Source organism: Agathobaculum sp. (assembly GCF_034098985.1).
Lineage (GTDB): Bacteria > Bacillota > Clostridia > Oscillospirales > Butyricicoccaceae > Agathobaculum.
On the sequence record NZ_JAXEOA010000019.1, the window covers coordinates 66,018 to 79,694 of the forward strand.

11 protein-coding genes are annotated in these 13,677 nt (G+C 57.8%); 8 read left to right on the forward strand and 3 right to left on the reverse strand.

Annotated features, from left to right (window positions below; all coding sequences use genetic code 11):
• Positions 1-67: 67 nt before the first annotated feature.
• The 5 genes from SO058_RS06385 to SO058_RS06405 all read left to right on the forward strand — a co-directional run bounded on the left by SO058_RS06385 (position 68) and on the right by SO058_RS06405 (position 6,539).
• The gene (locus tag SO058_RS06385; RefSeq protein WP_320842158.1) at positions 68-808 is read left to right on the forward strand and encodes a nucleotide-binding protein; all 741 of its coding nucleotides are present in this window, start codon (positions 68-70) and stop codon (positions 806-808) included.
• Positions 809-851: 43 nt separating this feature from the next.
• Complete coding sequence (locus tag SO058_RS06390) at positions 852-1,262, forward strand: methylglyoxal synthase (protein ID WP_320842257.1); 411 nt, start codon at positions 852-854, stop codon at positions 1,260-1,262.
• 75 nt (positions 1,263-1,337) lie between these two features.
• Positions 1,338-2,696, forward strand: coding sequence for a histidine--tRNA ligase (hisS, locus tag SO058_RS06395; RefSeq protein WP_320842159.1), 1,359 nt, complete (start codon positions 1,338-1,340; stop codon positions 2,694-2,696).
• Positions 2,697-2,726: 30 nt separating this feature from the next.
• Positions 2,727-4,532, forward strand: a complete 1,806-nt coding sequence (aspS, locus tag SO058_RS06400; RefSeq protein ID WP_320842258.1) for an aspartate--tRNA ligase — start codon at positions 2,727-2,729, stop codon at positions 4,530-4,532.
• Between the two features lie 63 nt (positions 4,533-4,595).
• Positions 4,596-6,539 (forward strand): LTA synthase family protein, encoded by a 1,944-nt coding sequence (locus SO058_RS06405; protein WP_320842160.1) that lies wholly within the window; start codon positions 4,596-4,598, stop codon positions 6,537-6,539.
• Positions 6,540-6,582: 43 nt separating this feature from the next.
• Here SO058_RS06405 and SO058_RS06410 read toward each other — a convergent pair whose 3' ends face one another.
• Positions 6,583-7,449 carry an AraC family transcriptional regulator gene (locus tag SO058_RS06410; RefSeq protein WP_320842161.1) on the reverse strand — a complete coding sequence of 289 codons (867 nt, stop codon included), beginning with the start codon at positions 7,447-7,449 and terminating at the stop codon, positions 6,583-6,585.
• Positions 7,450-7,619: 170 nt separating this feature from the next.
• Here SO058_RS06410 and SO058_RS06415 point away from each other — a divergent pair, with 170 nt between their 5' ends.
• The 3 genes from SO058_RS06415 (at position 7,620) to SO058_RS06425 (ending at position 11,127) form a co-directional block, all read left to right on the forward strand.
• On the forward strand, positions 7,620-8,531 hold the full coding sequence (locus SO058_RS06415) for a sugar phosphate isomerase/epimerase family protein (RefSeq protein WP_320842162.1): 912 nt from the start codon (positions 7,620-7,622) through the stop codon (positions 8,529-8,531).
• A 400-nt stretch (positions 8,532-8,931) separates the two neighbouring features.
• Positions 8,932-10,647, forward strand: a complete 1,716-nt coding sequence (locus SO058_RS06420) for a solute:sodium symporter family transporter (protein WP_320842163.1) — start codon at positions 8,932-8,934, stop codon at positions 10,645-10,647.
• An 84-nt stretch (positions 10,648-10,731) separates the two neighbouring features.
• Positions 10,732-11,127, forward strand: a complete 396-nt coding sequence (locus tag SO058_RS06425; RefSeq protein ID WP_320842164.1) for a VOC family protein — start codon at positions 10,732-10,734, stop codon at positions 11,125-11,127.
• Positions 11,128-11,143: 16 nt separating this feature from the next.
• On the opposite strand, the gene SO058_RS06430 is transcribed toward SO058_RS06425, so the two are convergent.
• Both SO058_RS06430 and iolD read right to left on the reverse strand, forming a co-directional pair.
• Positions 11,144-11,596, reverse strand: coding sequence for a SufBD protein (locus SO058_RS06430; protein ID WP_320842165.1), 453 nt, complete (start codon positions 11,594-11,596; stop codon positions 11,144-11,146).
• A gap of 84 nt (positions 11,597-11,680) precedes the next feature.
• Positions 11,681-13,642 carry a 3D-(3,5/4)-trihydroxycyclohexane-1,2-dione acylhydrolase (decyclizing) gene (gene iolD, locus SO058_RS06435; RefSeq protein ID WP_320842259.1) on the reverse strand — a complete coding sequence of 654 codons (1,962 nt, stop codon included), beginning with the start codon at positions 13,640-13,642 and terminating at the stop codon, positions 11,681-11,683.
• Between the last annotated feature and the right edge of the window lie 35 nt (positions 13,643-13,677).

Genomic DNA, 13,677 nt, shown 5'->3' on the forward strand with positions numbered 1-13,677 from the left:
GCTTGTAAATTGTGGGTTTCTGGTTTATAATGCTATCCAGAGAAATCTTTTTTCGGGGGCGTTGTTGTTGAAGGTCATTTTGGTTGCATCCGGCAAGGGCGGCACAGGCAAAACCTCGTTTACCGCCGGCGTCGGCGCGGCGCTCGCGCAGGGCGGCAGCCGCGTGCTCCTGATTGACGGCGACTGCGGCCTGCGGAACCTGGATCTTGCGCTTGGCATGTCCGATCGCGTGGTTTATTCTTTTGCGGATGTCGCGGGCGGCGCAGTGCCGCTGCAGGACGCTGCCGCAAGCCACCCCCAATATGCTTCGCTGTCTCTTCTGACCGCGCCGGTCGCGCTTCCCGCGCTCTCCGAGCGGGGGATGGAGCAGCTTGCCGTACAGGCGGAGGAGGCCGGTTTCGACTATCTGCTGATCGACGGGCCCGCCGGGCTGCCCGCCGAGCTTTCATTTCTCGCGTATATCGCGATGCAGGCCGTCGTGGTCGCCACGCCGGACAGCGCCTCTATCCGCGGTGCGGAACGCTGCGCGCGAAAACTCGAGGAGGAATATTGCATCGCCCGGATTCGTATGATACTCAATCGCGTCCGTCCGCGCATGATCGCCCGTGGGCAGGCCGCCAATATTGACGACGCGATGGATTCCGCGGGTCTGCCACTGCTCGGAATCGTTCCCGAAGACGAAGATATGATCGGCTGTGGGAATAGCGGCATCAGCATTCTTGAGAAAAAGCAGGGGGGCGCGGCGCGTGCCTTTCGGAACATCGCCCGCCGGCTGGGCGGCGAGCGGGTGCCGCTGATGAAATTTTGACCCCCGCTGACTGGTTTTTGGATACGGAAGGGGATGGATGGAAATGAACATAGCGCTCATCGCACACGACCGCAAAAAGGAACTGATGGTTCAGTTCTGCATGGCGTACTGCGGCATCCTGGCAAAGCACAGCATCACGGCGACCGGCACGACCGGAAAATTCGTCGAGGAGGCCACCGGCCTCAAGATCGATAAATGCCTCGCAGGTATGCAGGGCGGCGAGGAGCAGATTGCCTCGCGCGTTGCTTATAACGAGATCGATCTCGTGCTGTTTTTCCGCGATCCCATGTCCAACTCGCAGTATGAACCCGACGTGCACGCCATTTCGCGTCTGTGCGATATGCATAATATCCCGATCGCGACCAATTCGGCGACCGCCGAAATGCTTATCCTTGGTCTCGACCGCGGCGATTTGGATTGGCGCAATATCGTCAATCCCAAAAATATGAAATAAGAAAAAACACGAAGGACGCACCGGATGCCTGCAATGGGTCGTTCGGTGCTCTCGTTTGTTTAGAGGAGACTGACAATGGAAAAGGTCAAACCCAGAACGTTATCCGGCTTTATGGAGCTGCTGCCCGCGCCGCAGATGCAGATGGAGCGCATCATGCAGACACTGCGGGAAACCTACGCGCTCTATGGCTTTTATCCGCTCGACACGCCGCTGATCGAATCCTCCGAGGTGCTGCTGGCCAAGGGCGGCGGCGAGACGGAAAAGCAGATCTACCGTTTTTCCAAAGGCGACAGCGACCTGAGCCTTCGCTTTGATTTGACTGTTCCGCTCGCCAAATATGTGGCGCAGAACTACGGGCAGCTCACGTTCCCGTTCCGCCGCTTCCAGATCGGCAAGGTCTACCGCGGCGAACGCGCACAGCGCGGCCGGTTCCGCGAATTTTACCAGGCGGATATCGACGTGATCGGCGACGGCAAGCTCGATATCATCAATGAGGCCGAGGTGCCCAGCATCATCTATAAAACGTTCACCTCGCTCGGCCTTTCGCGCTTTAAGATCCGCCTAAACAACCGTAAGGTGCTGAACGGCTTTTTTGCCATTCTGGGGCTGACGGAAAAGAGCGGGGACGTGATGCGCACCATCGACAAGCTCGAAAAAATAGGTGCGGACAAGGTAAAGGACATCCTCACCGGGGACTTTGGCGTACCGGGCGGCGCGGCGGACGAGCTGCTCACGTTTATCCAGACGCCGGGCGGCACCGCTGGTATCTTGGACGCGCTTACGCGCTATAAGGGCAGGAACGAGGTGTTCGACCAGGGCGCGGATGAGCTTTCCACGGTCGCGCGGTATATGACGGCGTTCGGCGTGCCGGACGATCACTTTGAGATCGACCTCACCATCGCACGCGGGCTTGATTATTACACGGGCACGGTCTATGAGACCGCTATGCTCGATCATCCTGAAATCGGCTCGATCTGCTCGGGCGGTCGGTACGATAACCTGGCGGAATATTATACCGACAAGCAGCTTCCCGGCGTAGGAATCTCGATCGGCCTGACACGGCTGTTTTATGTACTGGGCGAGCAGGGCTACCTGAACGACAAGATGAACACCGCGCCCGCGGACGTGCTCATCCTGCCGATGACCGAAGACCTTGCGCCCGCCATCGGACTGGCGACCAGCCTGCGCGAAGCGGGGCTGCGCGTCCAGCTTTACGGCGAGCAGAAGAAGTTTAAGCAAAAAATCGGGTATGCGGACAAGCTGGGCATCCCGTATGTTATTTTCCTCGGGGAAGATGAGATCGCCGGGGGCGTATATGCCGTCAAGGACATGGAGACGGGCGAGCAGGCAAGCGTGCCGCTGGACGGGGCCATTTCCCGCATCCGGGACGGCCTTGCCGCGAAAAACGCGGGCACAGTCATCGTAGACCGATAAAAATCAAAAACAAGGAATGATAGAGTTATGATGGAAACCTCTCTTACCGGCATGAAACGCACGCATATGTGCGGCGAACTGCGCCTTGCGGACGCGGGGCAGACGGTCACGGTCAACGGCTGGGTCGACCGCGTGCGCGATAACGGCGGCGTGCTGTTTCTGCTGGTGCGCGACCGCGCGGGCGTGATCCAGTGCACGTTTGACAAATCGGTCAATGCCGATTTGTTCAATATTGCCTTTACCTGCCGCACGGAGTTTGTAGTGGCCGTGCGCGGTACGCTTGCCGCGCGCGACGAAGCCGCAGTGAACAAGAAAATGCCGACCGGCGAGGTCGAGCTCATTGCCGGGGAAATCCGCATCCTTTCAAAGGCCGAGACTACGCCCTTTGAAATTGATGATACGAAAGAAGTCGGCGATCAGGTGCGCCTGAAGTACCGCTATCTGGATCTGCGCCGCCCGTCGATGCAGAAAAACATGATGCTGCGCCACCGTGTCACGCAGGTCGCGCGCAATTATTTCGACGAAAACGGTTTCCTTGAGATCGAAACGCCCATGCTTACCAAGTCGACCCCCGAGGGCGCGCGCGATTATCTTGTACCCAGCCGCGTGCATCCGGGCAAATTTTACGCGCTGCCGCAGTCGCCGCAGCAGTATAAGCAGCTTTTGATGCTGTCCGGCGTCGACCGCTACATGCAGATCACCCGCTGCTTCCGCGATGAGGACCTGCGCGCCGATCGCCAGCCCGAGTTTACCCAGATCGACCTCGAGATGTCTTTTGTTGAGCAGGACGACGTGATTGCCGTCAACGAAGGTTTCCTCGCGCGCGTGTTTAAGGACGTGCTGGATGTGGACATCCAGCTGCCGCTGCCGCGATTGACATGGCGTGAGGCCATGGACCGCTTTGGTTCGGACAAGCCGGACACCCGTTTCGGCTTTGAGATCCGTGATATTTCGGATATCGCCGCTTCATGTGAGTTTGGTGTGTTTAAGGGCGCGGTCGAAGCGGGCGGCACTGTACGTCTCATTAATATCAATGGCTATGCCGACAAATTCCCGCGCAAGGAGATCGACAAGCTCGCCGATTTTGTCAAGACCTACCGCGCCAAGGGCCTTGCCTGGATGAAACTGGCCGCCGACGGGTCGATGACCTCGTCGTTCGCCAAATTCCTCACCGAGGATGAGGTTTCCGCCATCAAGGAACGCGCGGATATGCACGAAAACGACGTGCTGTTCGTTGTGGCGGACGCTTCGGAGGAGACCGCGCTCGTTTCGCTCGGCGCGCTGCGCTGCGAGCTGGCAAAGCGTCTCGGCCTTGCCAAGAAGGACGATTATAAGCTGCTCTGGGTCACCGAGTTCCCGCAGTTCGAGTATTCCGAGGAGGAAGACCGCCTCGTCGCCAAGCACCACCCTTTCACCGCACCGATGGACGAGGATATCGCGCTTTTGGAGACCGAGCCGCAAAAGGTGCGCGCCAAGGCATATGATATCATCTTAAACGGCTGCGAACTCGGCGGCGGCTCGATCCGCATTCACGACAGCGAGCTGCAAACCCGTATGTTCCGCGCCTTGGGCTTTACGGAGGAAAAAGCGAAAGAGCAGTTCGGCCATCTCATCACCGCATTTTCCTACGGCGCGCCCCCGCATGGCGGCTTGGCTTATGGCCTTGACCGGCTGTGCATGCTGCTCGCGGGGCTGGATTCCATCCGCGACGTGATCGCGTTCCCCAAGGTGCAGAACGCATCCGACCTGATGATGAGCTGCCCGGATACGGTCGATGAAAAGCAGCTCGACGAGCTTTCCATCGCGGTCACCCGCATGGAGAAGACAGAAGAATAACCCCGCGCAAACGGTTTGGAACCACCCGGAAACCGGGTGGTTCCTTTGGCTAGGAGGGATTATATGAAAGAGGAGACCGGCGCGCAAAAACAGGGCTGGCAGCGCACGGCGGTATCCGTACTGCTATCGGCCGCGGTGCTCGCGCTCGTCTGGCCGTTGCTGAAAAAAGGCACATTCCCGCTCTGGGAGCTGACGGGCACGCTGCTCGGCCTGCTGGTGCTGCTCCCACTCGTTTTGCGGCCGCGGAAGGCGGCAAAGCTGCCCGAGCTGCTTGTGCATGATCTGCTGCTGCTGCTTTCCGCTTCGACGGTCAGCCTGATTTTGACCGAATATGCGGTCAAGGGCATGAGCATCGGCATGCAGAAATCGATCTGGCAGGGGCTGCTGTGTTATCTGGCGGTCTATTTGATCCTTTACCTGCTGTGCGGGCGCGCGCATTTGGCGGTCTGCATCGGGCAGGGGATATTCCTCGTGTATCTGCTGATCGACCACTATGTGATGCTGTTTCGCGGCACGCCGGTCATGCTGAGCGACGTGCTGGCGTTGCGCACGGCGCTCAGCGTCTCGGGCGGGTATTCCGCGCCGGTAGAGCTGTCTGTGCTGCACGTAGCTGCCGCCGCTGTGCTGTTTTGCGCGTGCGTTTGCCTGATGCGGCGCAAATGGCGTGTCGGACGGCTGTGGACACTGCCGGTCGCGGCTGTGCTTGCCGTGTGCGTGTTCGGCGGTCTGCAAATTACGGGTACGGGCATCGGCTTCTGGCAATCGAGCCGGTCATACAGCGAGCTGTTTTATTTCCTGCGCTGCGCGGCCAACACGGTCGTGCAGAAGCCGGAGGGCTACGGCGCCGACCGTATCGGGGAGATCGCCGCAGAATACACGGGCGAGGCGGGCGTGCAGCAGCCCAACCTGATCGTTGTGATGAATGAATCGTTTGCCGATCTGCGCGTGATCGAGGATTTTGAGACGAACGAGGATTATATGCCCTATGTGCGCAGTATGGCGGGCATGGAAAACACGATCACGGGAAACCTGCTCGTGTCGACGTTCGGCGGCGGCACGGCCAACACCGAATTTGAGTTCCTAACAGGGGATACGATCGGCTTCCTGCCGTTTTCCAGTTCCCCCTATCAAATGTATATCAAGCAGCAGATGCCGTCGCTCGCGTCCAGGCTTGCGGAGCAGGGCTACGATACCGTAGCGATGCACCCTTATCTTGCGTCCTCTTGGAACCGCGAGCGAGTCTACGAGCGGTTTGGTTTTGCGCGGCAGTTATATGAGGAGGATTTCGCCGCCGATGCAGAACGTGTACGCTACCGCATCAGCGACAGCGAGGATTACCGAAAAATCTATGAGCTGTATGAAAATAAGGAGCCGGGAAAGCCGCTGTTCATGTTCAACGTGACGATGCAGAACCATGGCGGCTATGAGCCCGCAGATTACCCGAACTACGAGGATCGTATCTGGCTGACTGGGGAGTACGAGGGGCAATTCCCGGACGTTGACGTGTATCTGTCACTGCTCCGTTACAGCGACGACGCGGTTCGTGAGCTGATCGAGTATTTTTCGGCGGTGGACGAGCCGACAGCGATCATTTTCTTCGGAGACCACCAGCCCAATGTGGACAGCACGTTTTACGACACGCTGTTCGGCGATACCGACGAGACACGCACCCGTGAATCCAAGCAGAGGAAGCTGCAGACCCCGTTTTTCATCTGGGCCAACTATGATATCGAGGAAGAGCAGGGCGTACAGATCAGCGACAACTACCTGGCGGCTTACGCGCTGGATAAGTTGGGCTGCGGCCTGTCGGGCTACGATCAGCTTCGGCTCGCGGCGCACGAGAACGTGCCGCGCATCAACAGCTATGGATATTTCACCGTGGACGGCGCGTGGCACGACGCCTCCACCGTAGGGGACGAGCCGGCGCTTTCCGATTACCGTATTATGCAGTACGCGCATCTGTTCGGCGGCAAAAACCGTCCGGACGGTTTTTATAACGCGCCATAAAGAAGAAAGGCCGCCGCATCTTTTTCGATGCGGCGGCTTTTTGTCATACTGGGTAACGGCGGAACCCGGTGGGGGACACGCCGACTTTCTTTTTGAACGCGCGGATAAAATTTTCTTCGCTGTTATAGCCCGTGTCGAATGCAATCTGGCGAACAGTGCGACCGGTCGAGAGCAGCAGGGACTTTGCGCGGTCGATGCGGCGCAGTGTGATGTATTCATAGGGCGAATAGCCGGTGCGGGCGCGGAACAGCTTGGTGAAGTGCGAGCTGCTCAGGCCGACGTGCGCAGCAACCTCCTCGACCGAAAGCTCACTTTCAAAATGGCGGTCCATGAAAGCGATCGACCGGCCGACCGGTGTGTCGCACGCGGTATCGGCGCTGGAGGCAAGCAATTCGCACAGCAGCGTGTAGATGATCTCCGAGCAGGCGTGCTCGGGCACGCGCTGCTGAAACTCGCCGTAGGTAATCAGACGGTCGAACAGCAGGCGGGTCTGCGCAGGGTCGGCAGAGGGAAAAACGTGGCTGCCGCCGTGCAAAGAAAGGATTTGACGGTAAAACGCTTCGGCCTGCACGCCGTTGAACAGCAGCCAGTAAAACTCCAAATCGTCGCCCGCTGCACGGTATTCATGCTGCTTTTTGCAGTCGAACAGTGCTAGGCCGCCCGGCTCGGCTCTGCAGGAAACGCCCTCCACATTCAGCTCCAGCGCGCCGCGCCTCACAAGGAACAGCATGAAGTTTAAATGGTGGCCGGCCTCGCGCGCCACTTCGCACTGCCAGCCGAAGCGGTATTGCCTGCCGCAGTAATAATGGCCGACGCGGGTCGGATAAAAAAACAGGCGTTCAGCAAGCGAGGAAGGTGTGAAAAAATACCGCACCGAGCGGCTCAAAACGCCGGGTTCGTGAATATCCATAACGCAGCCCTCCCCTTTTTATTTATTATACCGGACGCATGACAAAAGGCAAGGGAAAATGAGCGAAAATATCAATGAAACGAGCGGTTTGGGGGTTGGACGGATTCCCGCTGTTTGTTAGAATAAAGGCAACAAAACCGGATAAACCCCATGTAAGGAGGAAAACAAATATGAAAATTGCATTCGACGTTGACGTGCTCGCCAAGCAGATGCCGATAGGTGACATGGTGCATCAGGTAGCCGACTGGGGCTACAAGTACATTGAGCAGTCCCCGCATCCGCGCATAAACCCCTTCTATAAGCACCCGCTGTTCTCCAAGGAGTGCGAGCAGGAATACCGCAAGGCTCTGGCTGAAACCGGCGTGGAGATCTCCTCGTTCATCGTGGTTTACCGCTGGTCGGGGCCGACCGAGGAGCAGCGCCAGCACGCAGTAGCCAACTGGAAGAAAATCGTGGAGATTGCCGTTAACATGGGCGTGCAGGTCATCAACACCGAGCTTTCGGGCGACCCCAACCAGCAGGAGATCTGCAACGGCATGTGGTTCCGCTCGATGGAGGAGCTGCTGCCGCTGTTTGAAAAAGAGGGCATCCGCGTTGAGATCCAGTCGCACCCATACGATTTCTGCGAACTCAACGACGAGACCTGCGACATGGTCAAGTCGTTCCGGTCGAAAAACCTAGGCTACGTCTATTCGTCTCCGCACGGCTTTTTCTACGACAAGGGCAAAGGCGATGTGCGCCATATGCTGCAGTATGCGGGCGACGAGTTGACCCACGTGCTGTTTGCAGACACCTATAACCAGACGATGGACTGCCGCTATATCGTCAATCCGCCCTGGCTGGGCGAAAAGGACGCGGTCGTGCACCAGCATCTTGCGATGGGCGAGGGCGATGTCGATTTCCCGGGTATCTTTGAGACCCTGCGCGAAATGGACTTCGCGAACAAGCAGCTCAAGGAGGATGCGCCCAAGGTTGGCGGCGACAATATCGCCTGCGTTTCCTACTTCGGCTTCCCAGAAAAAATGAACGAGCAGGCGCCTGCCGCGCGTGAGCGCATTGAGCGAGAGCTGCTCGGCAAGTAACTGCGGAACTGGTCGAATTTTTCGGCAAATTGAACAATATCAAAGGCTCTGTACAATGAAAATTGTAGCAGAGCCTTTCTCTTTTGCACAAATAACGACATCTAAAACTGTGCATATATACAAAACAAGGCGTTTCTAATAATTTTGGTTTGAAAACCCACAAATGAGATGATAAAATGATTGGCGTGGGCTTCTAAGGAGTTGGAAGCAATCCGCAGATAGGCGGGCAATTCCCGGCGGAGGATTCACAGACCGCTGGCAGCGAAAAGCGGCGGTCTGTTCTTTTTGGGTATCCGCGTGCACGTGCCCGCGCTAAAATCTGCACAATTTGCCAAACCGATACATGTTCCAGGGAGAGAGGGGACAGGCTTGGCAAAATACAGAAAAAAGGGGTAAAAACATGAGTTTCGTGAATTCGTTGTCGTTCACCGTCATCAGCTTTGTAGCTTTTACGGTGCTCGTTGCGGTGATTTCCTGGTGGAAGACCCGCGGCGACAATCTGGACACGCAGGACGGTTACTATCTGGCGGGTCGAGGCCTGACCGGCCCGGTCATTGCAGGATCGCTTCTGATGACCAACCTATCCGCCGAGCAGCTCGTCGGCAATAACGGACAGGCCGTCCGCGTCGGCATGAGCACCATGGGCTGGGAGGTCACCTCGGCGATCGCGCTGGTCATTCTGGCGTTCGTGCTGATGCCCAAGTACCTAAAGACTGGCCTTACAACCGTACCGCAGTTTTTTGAGCAGCGTTATGATGCAGGCACGCGCCGTCTGGTTTCGATCATTGTGCTGCTGAGTTATGTTGTCATCATGCTGCCCAACATCTTATATGCGGGCGCGCAGGTGTTCGTCAACATTTTCGGGCTGGACAAAATGCTTGGTGTTTCCTATTTTGCCGCTATCGCCATTGTGTGTGTGGCGACCGCGATCGTCGGCTCGATCTATGCAATCTTCGGCGGCCTTAAGGCTATCGCGCTGTCCGACTCGATCAACGGCCTCGGCCTGATCGTGGGCGGACTGCTCGTGCCGGTGTTCGGCCTGATGTTCCTGAGCGGCCAGCTCGGCGGAGACGGCAGTTTCCTCGACGGCTTTGATAAGTTCCTGCATGTCGACCCGGCCATGCTCAACGCGATTAACGAGCCGTCTTCCCCTGAACCGTGGCTTCCGTGGCCGCTGCTGCTGACCGGCCTGTTGGTCAACAACATGTATTACTGGGCGACCAACCAGTCGATCATCCAGCGTACCTTTGGCGCGAAGAACCTGAAAGAGGCGCAGAAAGGCGCGGTGTTTGCGGGCTTCCTGAAGATCATGACCCCGCTCATTATCGTTGTGCCCGGCGTTATCTGCTCGCTGGCATATCAGGGGCAGGCCTGGGGCAACGGCGACTCGGCTTACCCGATGCTGGTCTCCGAGGTCATGCCCAAGCCGGTGCTGGGCTTTTTCGCGGCCGTCATGTTCGGCGCGATCCTCTCTTCGTTCAACTCGGTGCTGAATTCCGCGTCTACCATCTACGCGCTCGATATCCATCGGCCCGTGTTCAACCCGACCGCGTCTGACGCGCACATGGTCAAGGTGGGTCAGAAATTCGGCACGGTGCTCGCGATCGTGGCGACGATCATGTCGCCATTCATGCTGTACATGGGCGGTATCACCACATTCGTAAACTCGATGTTTGCAGCGTTCAACACACCGATTTTTGTGTGCCTGATCTGCGGCTTCTTCTGGAAGAAAGTGCCGGCGATTGCGGCAAAAATTGTTATTCCAGTGCACGTTGTGCTGTACTTTAGCCTGCAGTTTGGCCTGCGCAACGTCATTCCGGCGCTTCACAATATCCACTATCTGTATTTTACCGCAATCCTGTTCGTGTTTGACATGCTCCTGATGTGGGTGATTGTTAAGCGGAATCCGCGCGCGGAGGACTTCGAGATCAAGGATGTCGGCGCTGTCGATCTGACGCCATGGAAACATGGAAAGATCTGGGCCACGGTCACGCTGCTCGTCATGGTGGTGGCTTACATCATCTTCTCGCCTCTGGGCTTTGGCAAGAGCGATACGACGACGTACCAGCGTCATCTTCAAAACCAACAATCAGTTTCGGATACCGTGACGGAATAAAAGAAAAGGGCGCAAAGGCTATTTAGCCATTGCGCCCTTTTTGCGCGCCGTGCTATAATGGAAAAAACGGGGAGGGACAAACCTATGAATCATTATCAGGGCCTGGGGCATATCGCGGTCCATACGGACGATATGGAAAACAGCATCGCGTTTTATGAGAAACTTGGCGGTGCACTGTTTAAACGGGACGGTGTACAGACGCCGGACGGCGAGAAAAAGTTGGCGCTTGTCGAGTTCGGCGGATTTTTGATCGAGCTGATCGAATCGCCGACATCCGTGCCGATGGGCGAAGGGAACATCCCGCATTTTGCAGTGTACGTCGATGATCTGGACGCCGCAGCAGCGGCCATCCGCGAGGCGGGTGTGGATACTTTTCTGGAGCCTGAAAAGAAAGTGCTGCCCGATACGTTCGGCGGCCTGCAAAACTGGTTCTTCACTGGCCCATCCGGCGAGCAGATCGAGCTGCTGCAAATGCTGTGAATCAAAACGCGGACGCTTAAGCGTCCGCGTTTTCAATTGCTTGCAGGGTGTTCCGAATGTCTTTCAAAACGAGCGGCGCCATGCTGTCCGGATAACGGGAAACATCCGCCTGTCGGAGTGCGCGGCAGACCTTACCGGCAAGCGCGGGCTTGGCCGCGGCCAGTTCGGGCAGCGCTTGGATAAATTGCCGCGATGTGATGGGCTTTGCATCCAGAATGTGTTTCAGCAGGGAGTCCAGTGCATCGTCGATCTGGCCGATTTCGTCCCATTTTGCGTTGGCAATGATTAGCAGCAGGCCGCGTGTGCGAATATAGGAGTTTGCATCCTCCGCCATTCGAAAAAACTGTGGGAGAAACGGAAAAACTGCATTCGATTCCCGGCTGACGGCAAGCGCCTGCTGGAAATACCGATACGCCTGCTGCGGTTTGGGACAGTACAGCCCCTCCAGGCATTCAGCGAGATTTTCCATACAATATCCCTCCTGTCGTGTCCAGTATAGCACAAAAAAGCGCGCCGGAAAACCGGCGCGCTTTGGTATTCTGGGGAAAGGATATCAATAGTGGCGGGCTTCGTACAAGTGATCCTCGATCGCCTTGCGGGCGGCCTGCACCTCGGGCTTGGTCGAAACCTCGGCCACGCCGACACGCCACCAGTTCTCATAACCGGCGGACATGGTCTTGGGCAGCACCTTCATGTCGATCAGCGTGGAAACGGTCTGCTTCTTGGAATCCTCGATCGCAGCCTTGAGCTCCTCGATGGTCTCGACATGGTAGGTCTTGCAGCCGTAAGCCGCGCCGATGGCTGCGTAGTCGATCTGCATGACCTTGCCCTTGTGGATGCCGTTGGTCACGCCCGGCTCGAGCATGTTCTTCTCGGTCGTGATCGAGGCGTTGCCCTGGCCGACCTGCAGGTTGTTGATGCAGCCATAGGAGGCGTTGTCGAACAGCATGACGTTGATCTTCTTGCCGATCTGGACGGAGGTGATCAGCTCGGAGTGCAGCATGTCGAACGAGCCGTCGCCGCACATCGCGTAGACTTCCTTATCCGGGCAAGCAAGCTTGGCGCCCAATGCGGAAGCGACCTCATAGCCCATGCAGGAGTAGCCGTATTCCATGTGATAGGTGTTGGGCTTGGACGCGCGCCACAGGCCCTGCATGTCGCCCGGCAGCGAGCCGGCGGCAGCGCAGACGATCGCGTCGTCGTCGATCATGTGGTTGATCGCGCCGAGCACCGTGGTCTGGCACAGCTTGCAGCCGGTATCCGCGACGTACTTCTCGACACATTCGCGGTTGGCGTCGTTGATCTCAGGCGTAAACGAATCCTTGCCCGTATAGACGACCCCGTCCAGACGCTCGATCTCGGCAAACCATTCCTTGCGGTACGCCTGCACCGACTCAGCGTAAGCGGCGTCGGTGTGGTAGCCGAGTTTTTTGAGCTCCTCGCCGATGGCGGTCAGCGCCTCGTTAGCGTCGGCCACGACCGGAATCGCGTCCATCTTATAGGCCTGGAATTCGGAGGGGTTGATGTTGACGAACTTGGCGTCCGTGCGGTACAGCCACTTGGATGCGGTGGTAAAGTCGGTGTAGCGGGTGCCCACGCCGATAACCACGTCGGCCTCGTGTGCCAGCTTGTTCGCGGCGATGCCGCCGGTGGTGCCCAGACCGCCGAGATTCAGCTCGTGCGTCCACTCGATCGCGGATTTGCCCGCCTGCGTCTCGCCAAAGGCAATGCCGAAGTCCTCAGCGAACTTCTTGAATACCTTATGCGCCTCGGCGTAGCGTACACCGCCGCCGCAGATCAGAAGCGGCTTCTTGGCGTTTTTGATGGCCTCAACAGCCTTTTCGACCGCATAGTTGGTTGCCGGGCGACGGTCGATGCGCCATACGCGCTTCTTAAAGAAGTCGACCGGGTAATCATAGGCTTCGGCCTGCACGTCCTGCGGCAGCGAGATGGCGACCGCGCCGGTGTTGGCCGTGTCGGTCAGCACGCGCATGGCGGAGATCATATCGGTCATGACCTGCTCGGGGCGGTTGATGCGGCCCCAGTACTTGGTGACGGCCTGGAACGCGTCGTGCGCCGAGATGGACAGGTTCTGCGGCTGCTCCATCTGCTGGAGAACCGGGTCGGGCTGGCGGGAGGCGTAAATGTCGCCCGGCAGGATGAGCACGGGGATGTTGTTCGCGGTCGCGGTCGCGGCGGCGGTGACCATGTTGCACGCGCCGGGGCCGACGGACGAGGTGCAGGCGAAGATTTCCTTGCGGCGCTTCTGCTTGGCGTAGCCGACGGCCGCAAGGGCCATGCCCTGCTCGTTTTTGCCCTGGTAGACGATCATGTCCTTCAGTTCCTGCTCAACGCCGTTGCAGAAGCCGACGACGTTGCCGTGGCCGGGCAGCATGAAGATGCCCTTGACGAATTTGTGCTCCACTTCCTTGCCATCCATGTCGATGTAGCTGACATACTGGTTTTCCAGGAAGCGGACGAGAGCCTGAGACGCGGTCAGGCGGACGGTTTCCATATGCTTCATGTGAATGTTCTCCTCTCTCTTAATGA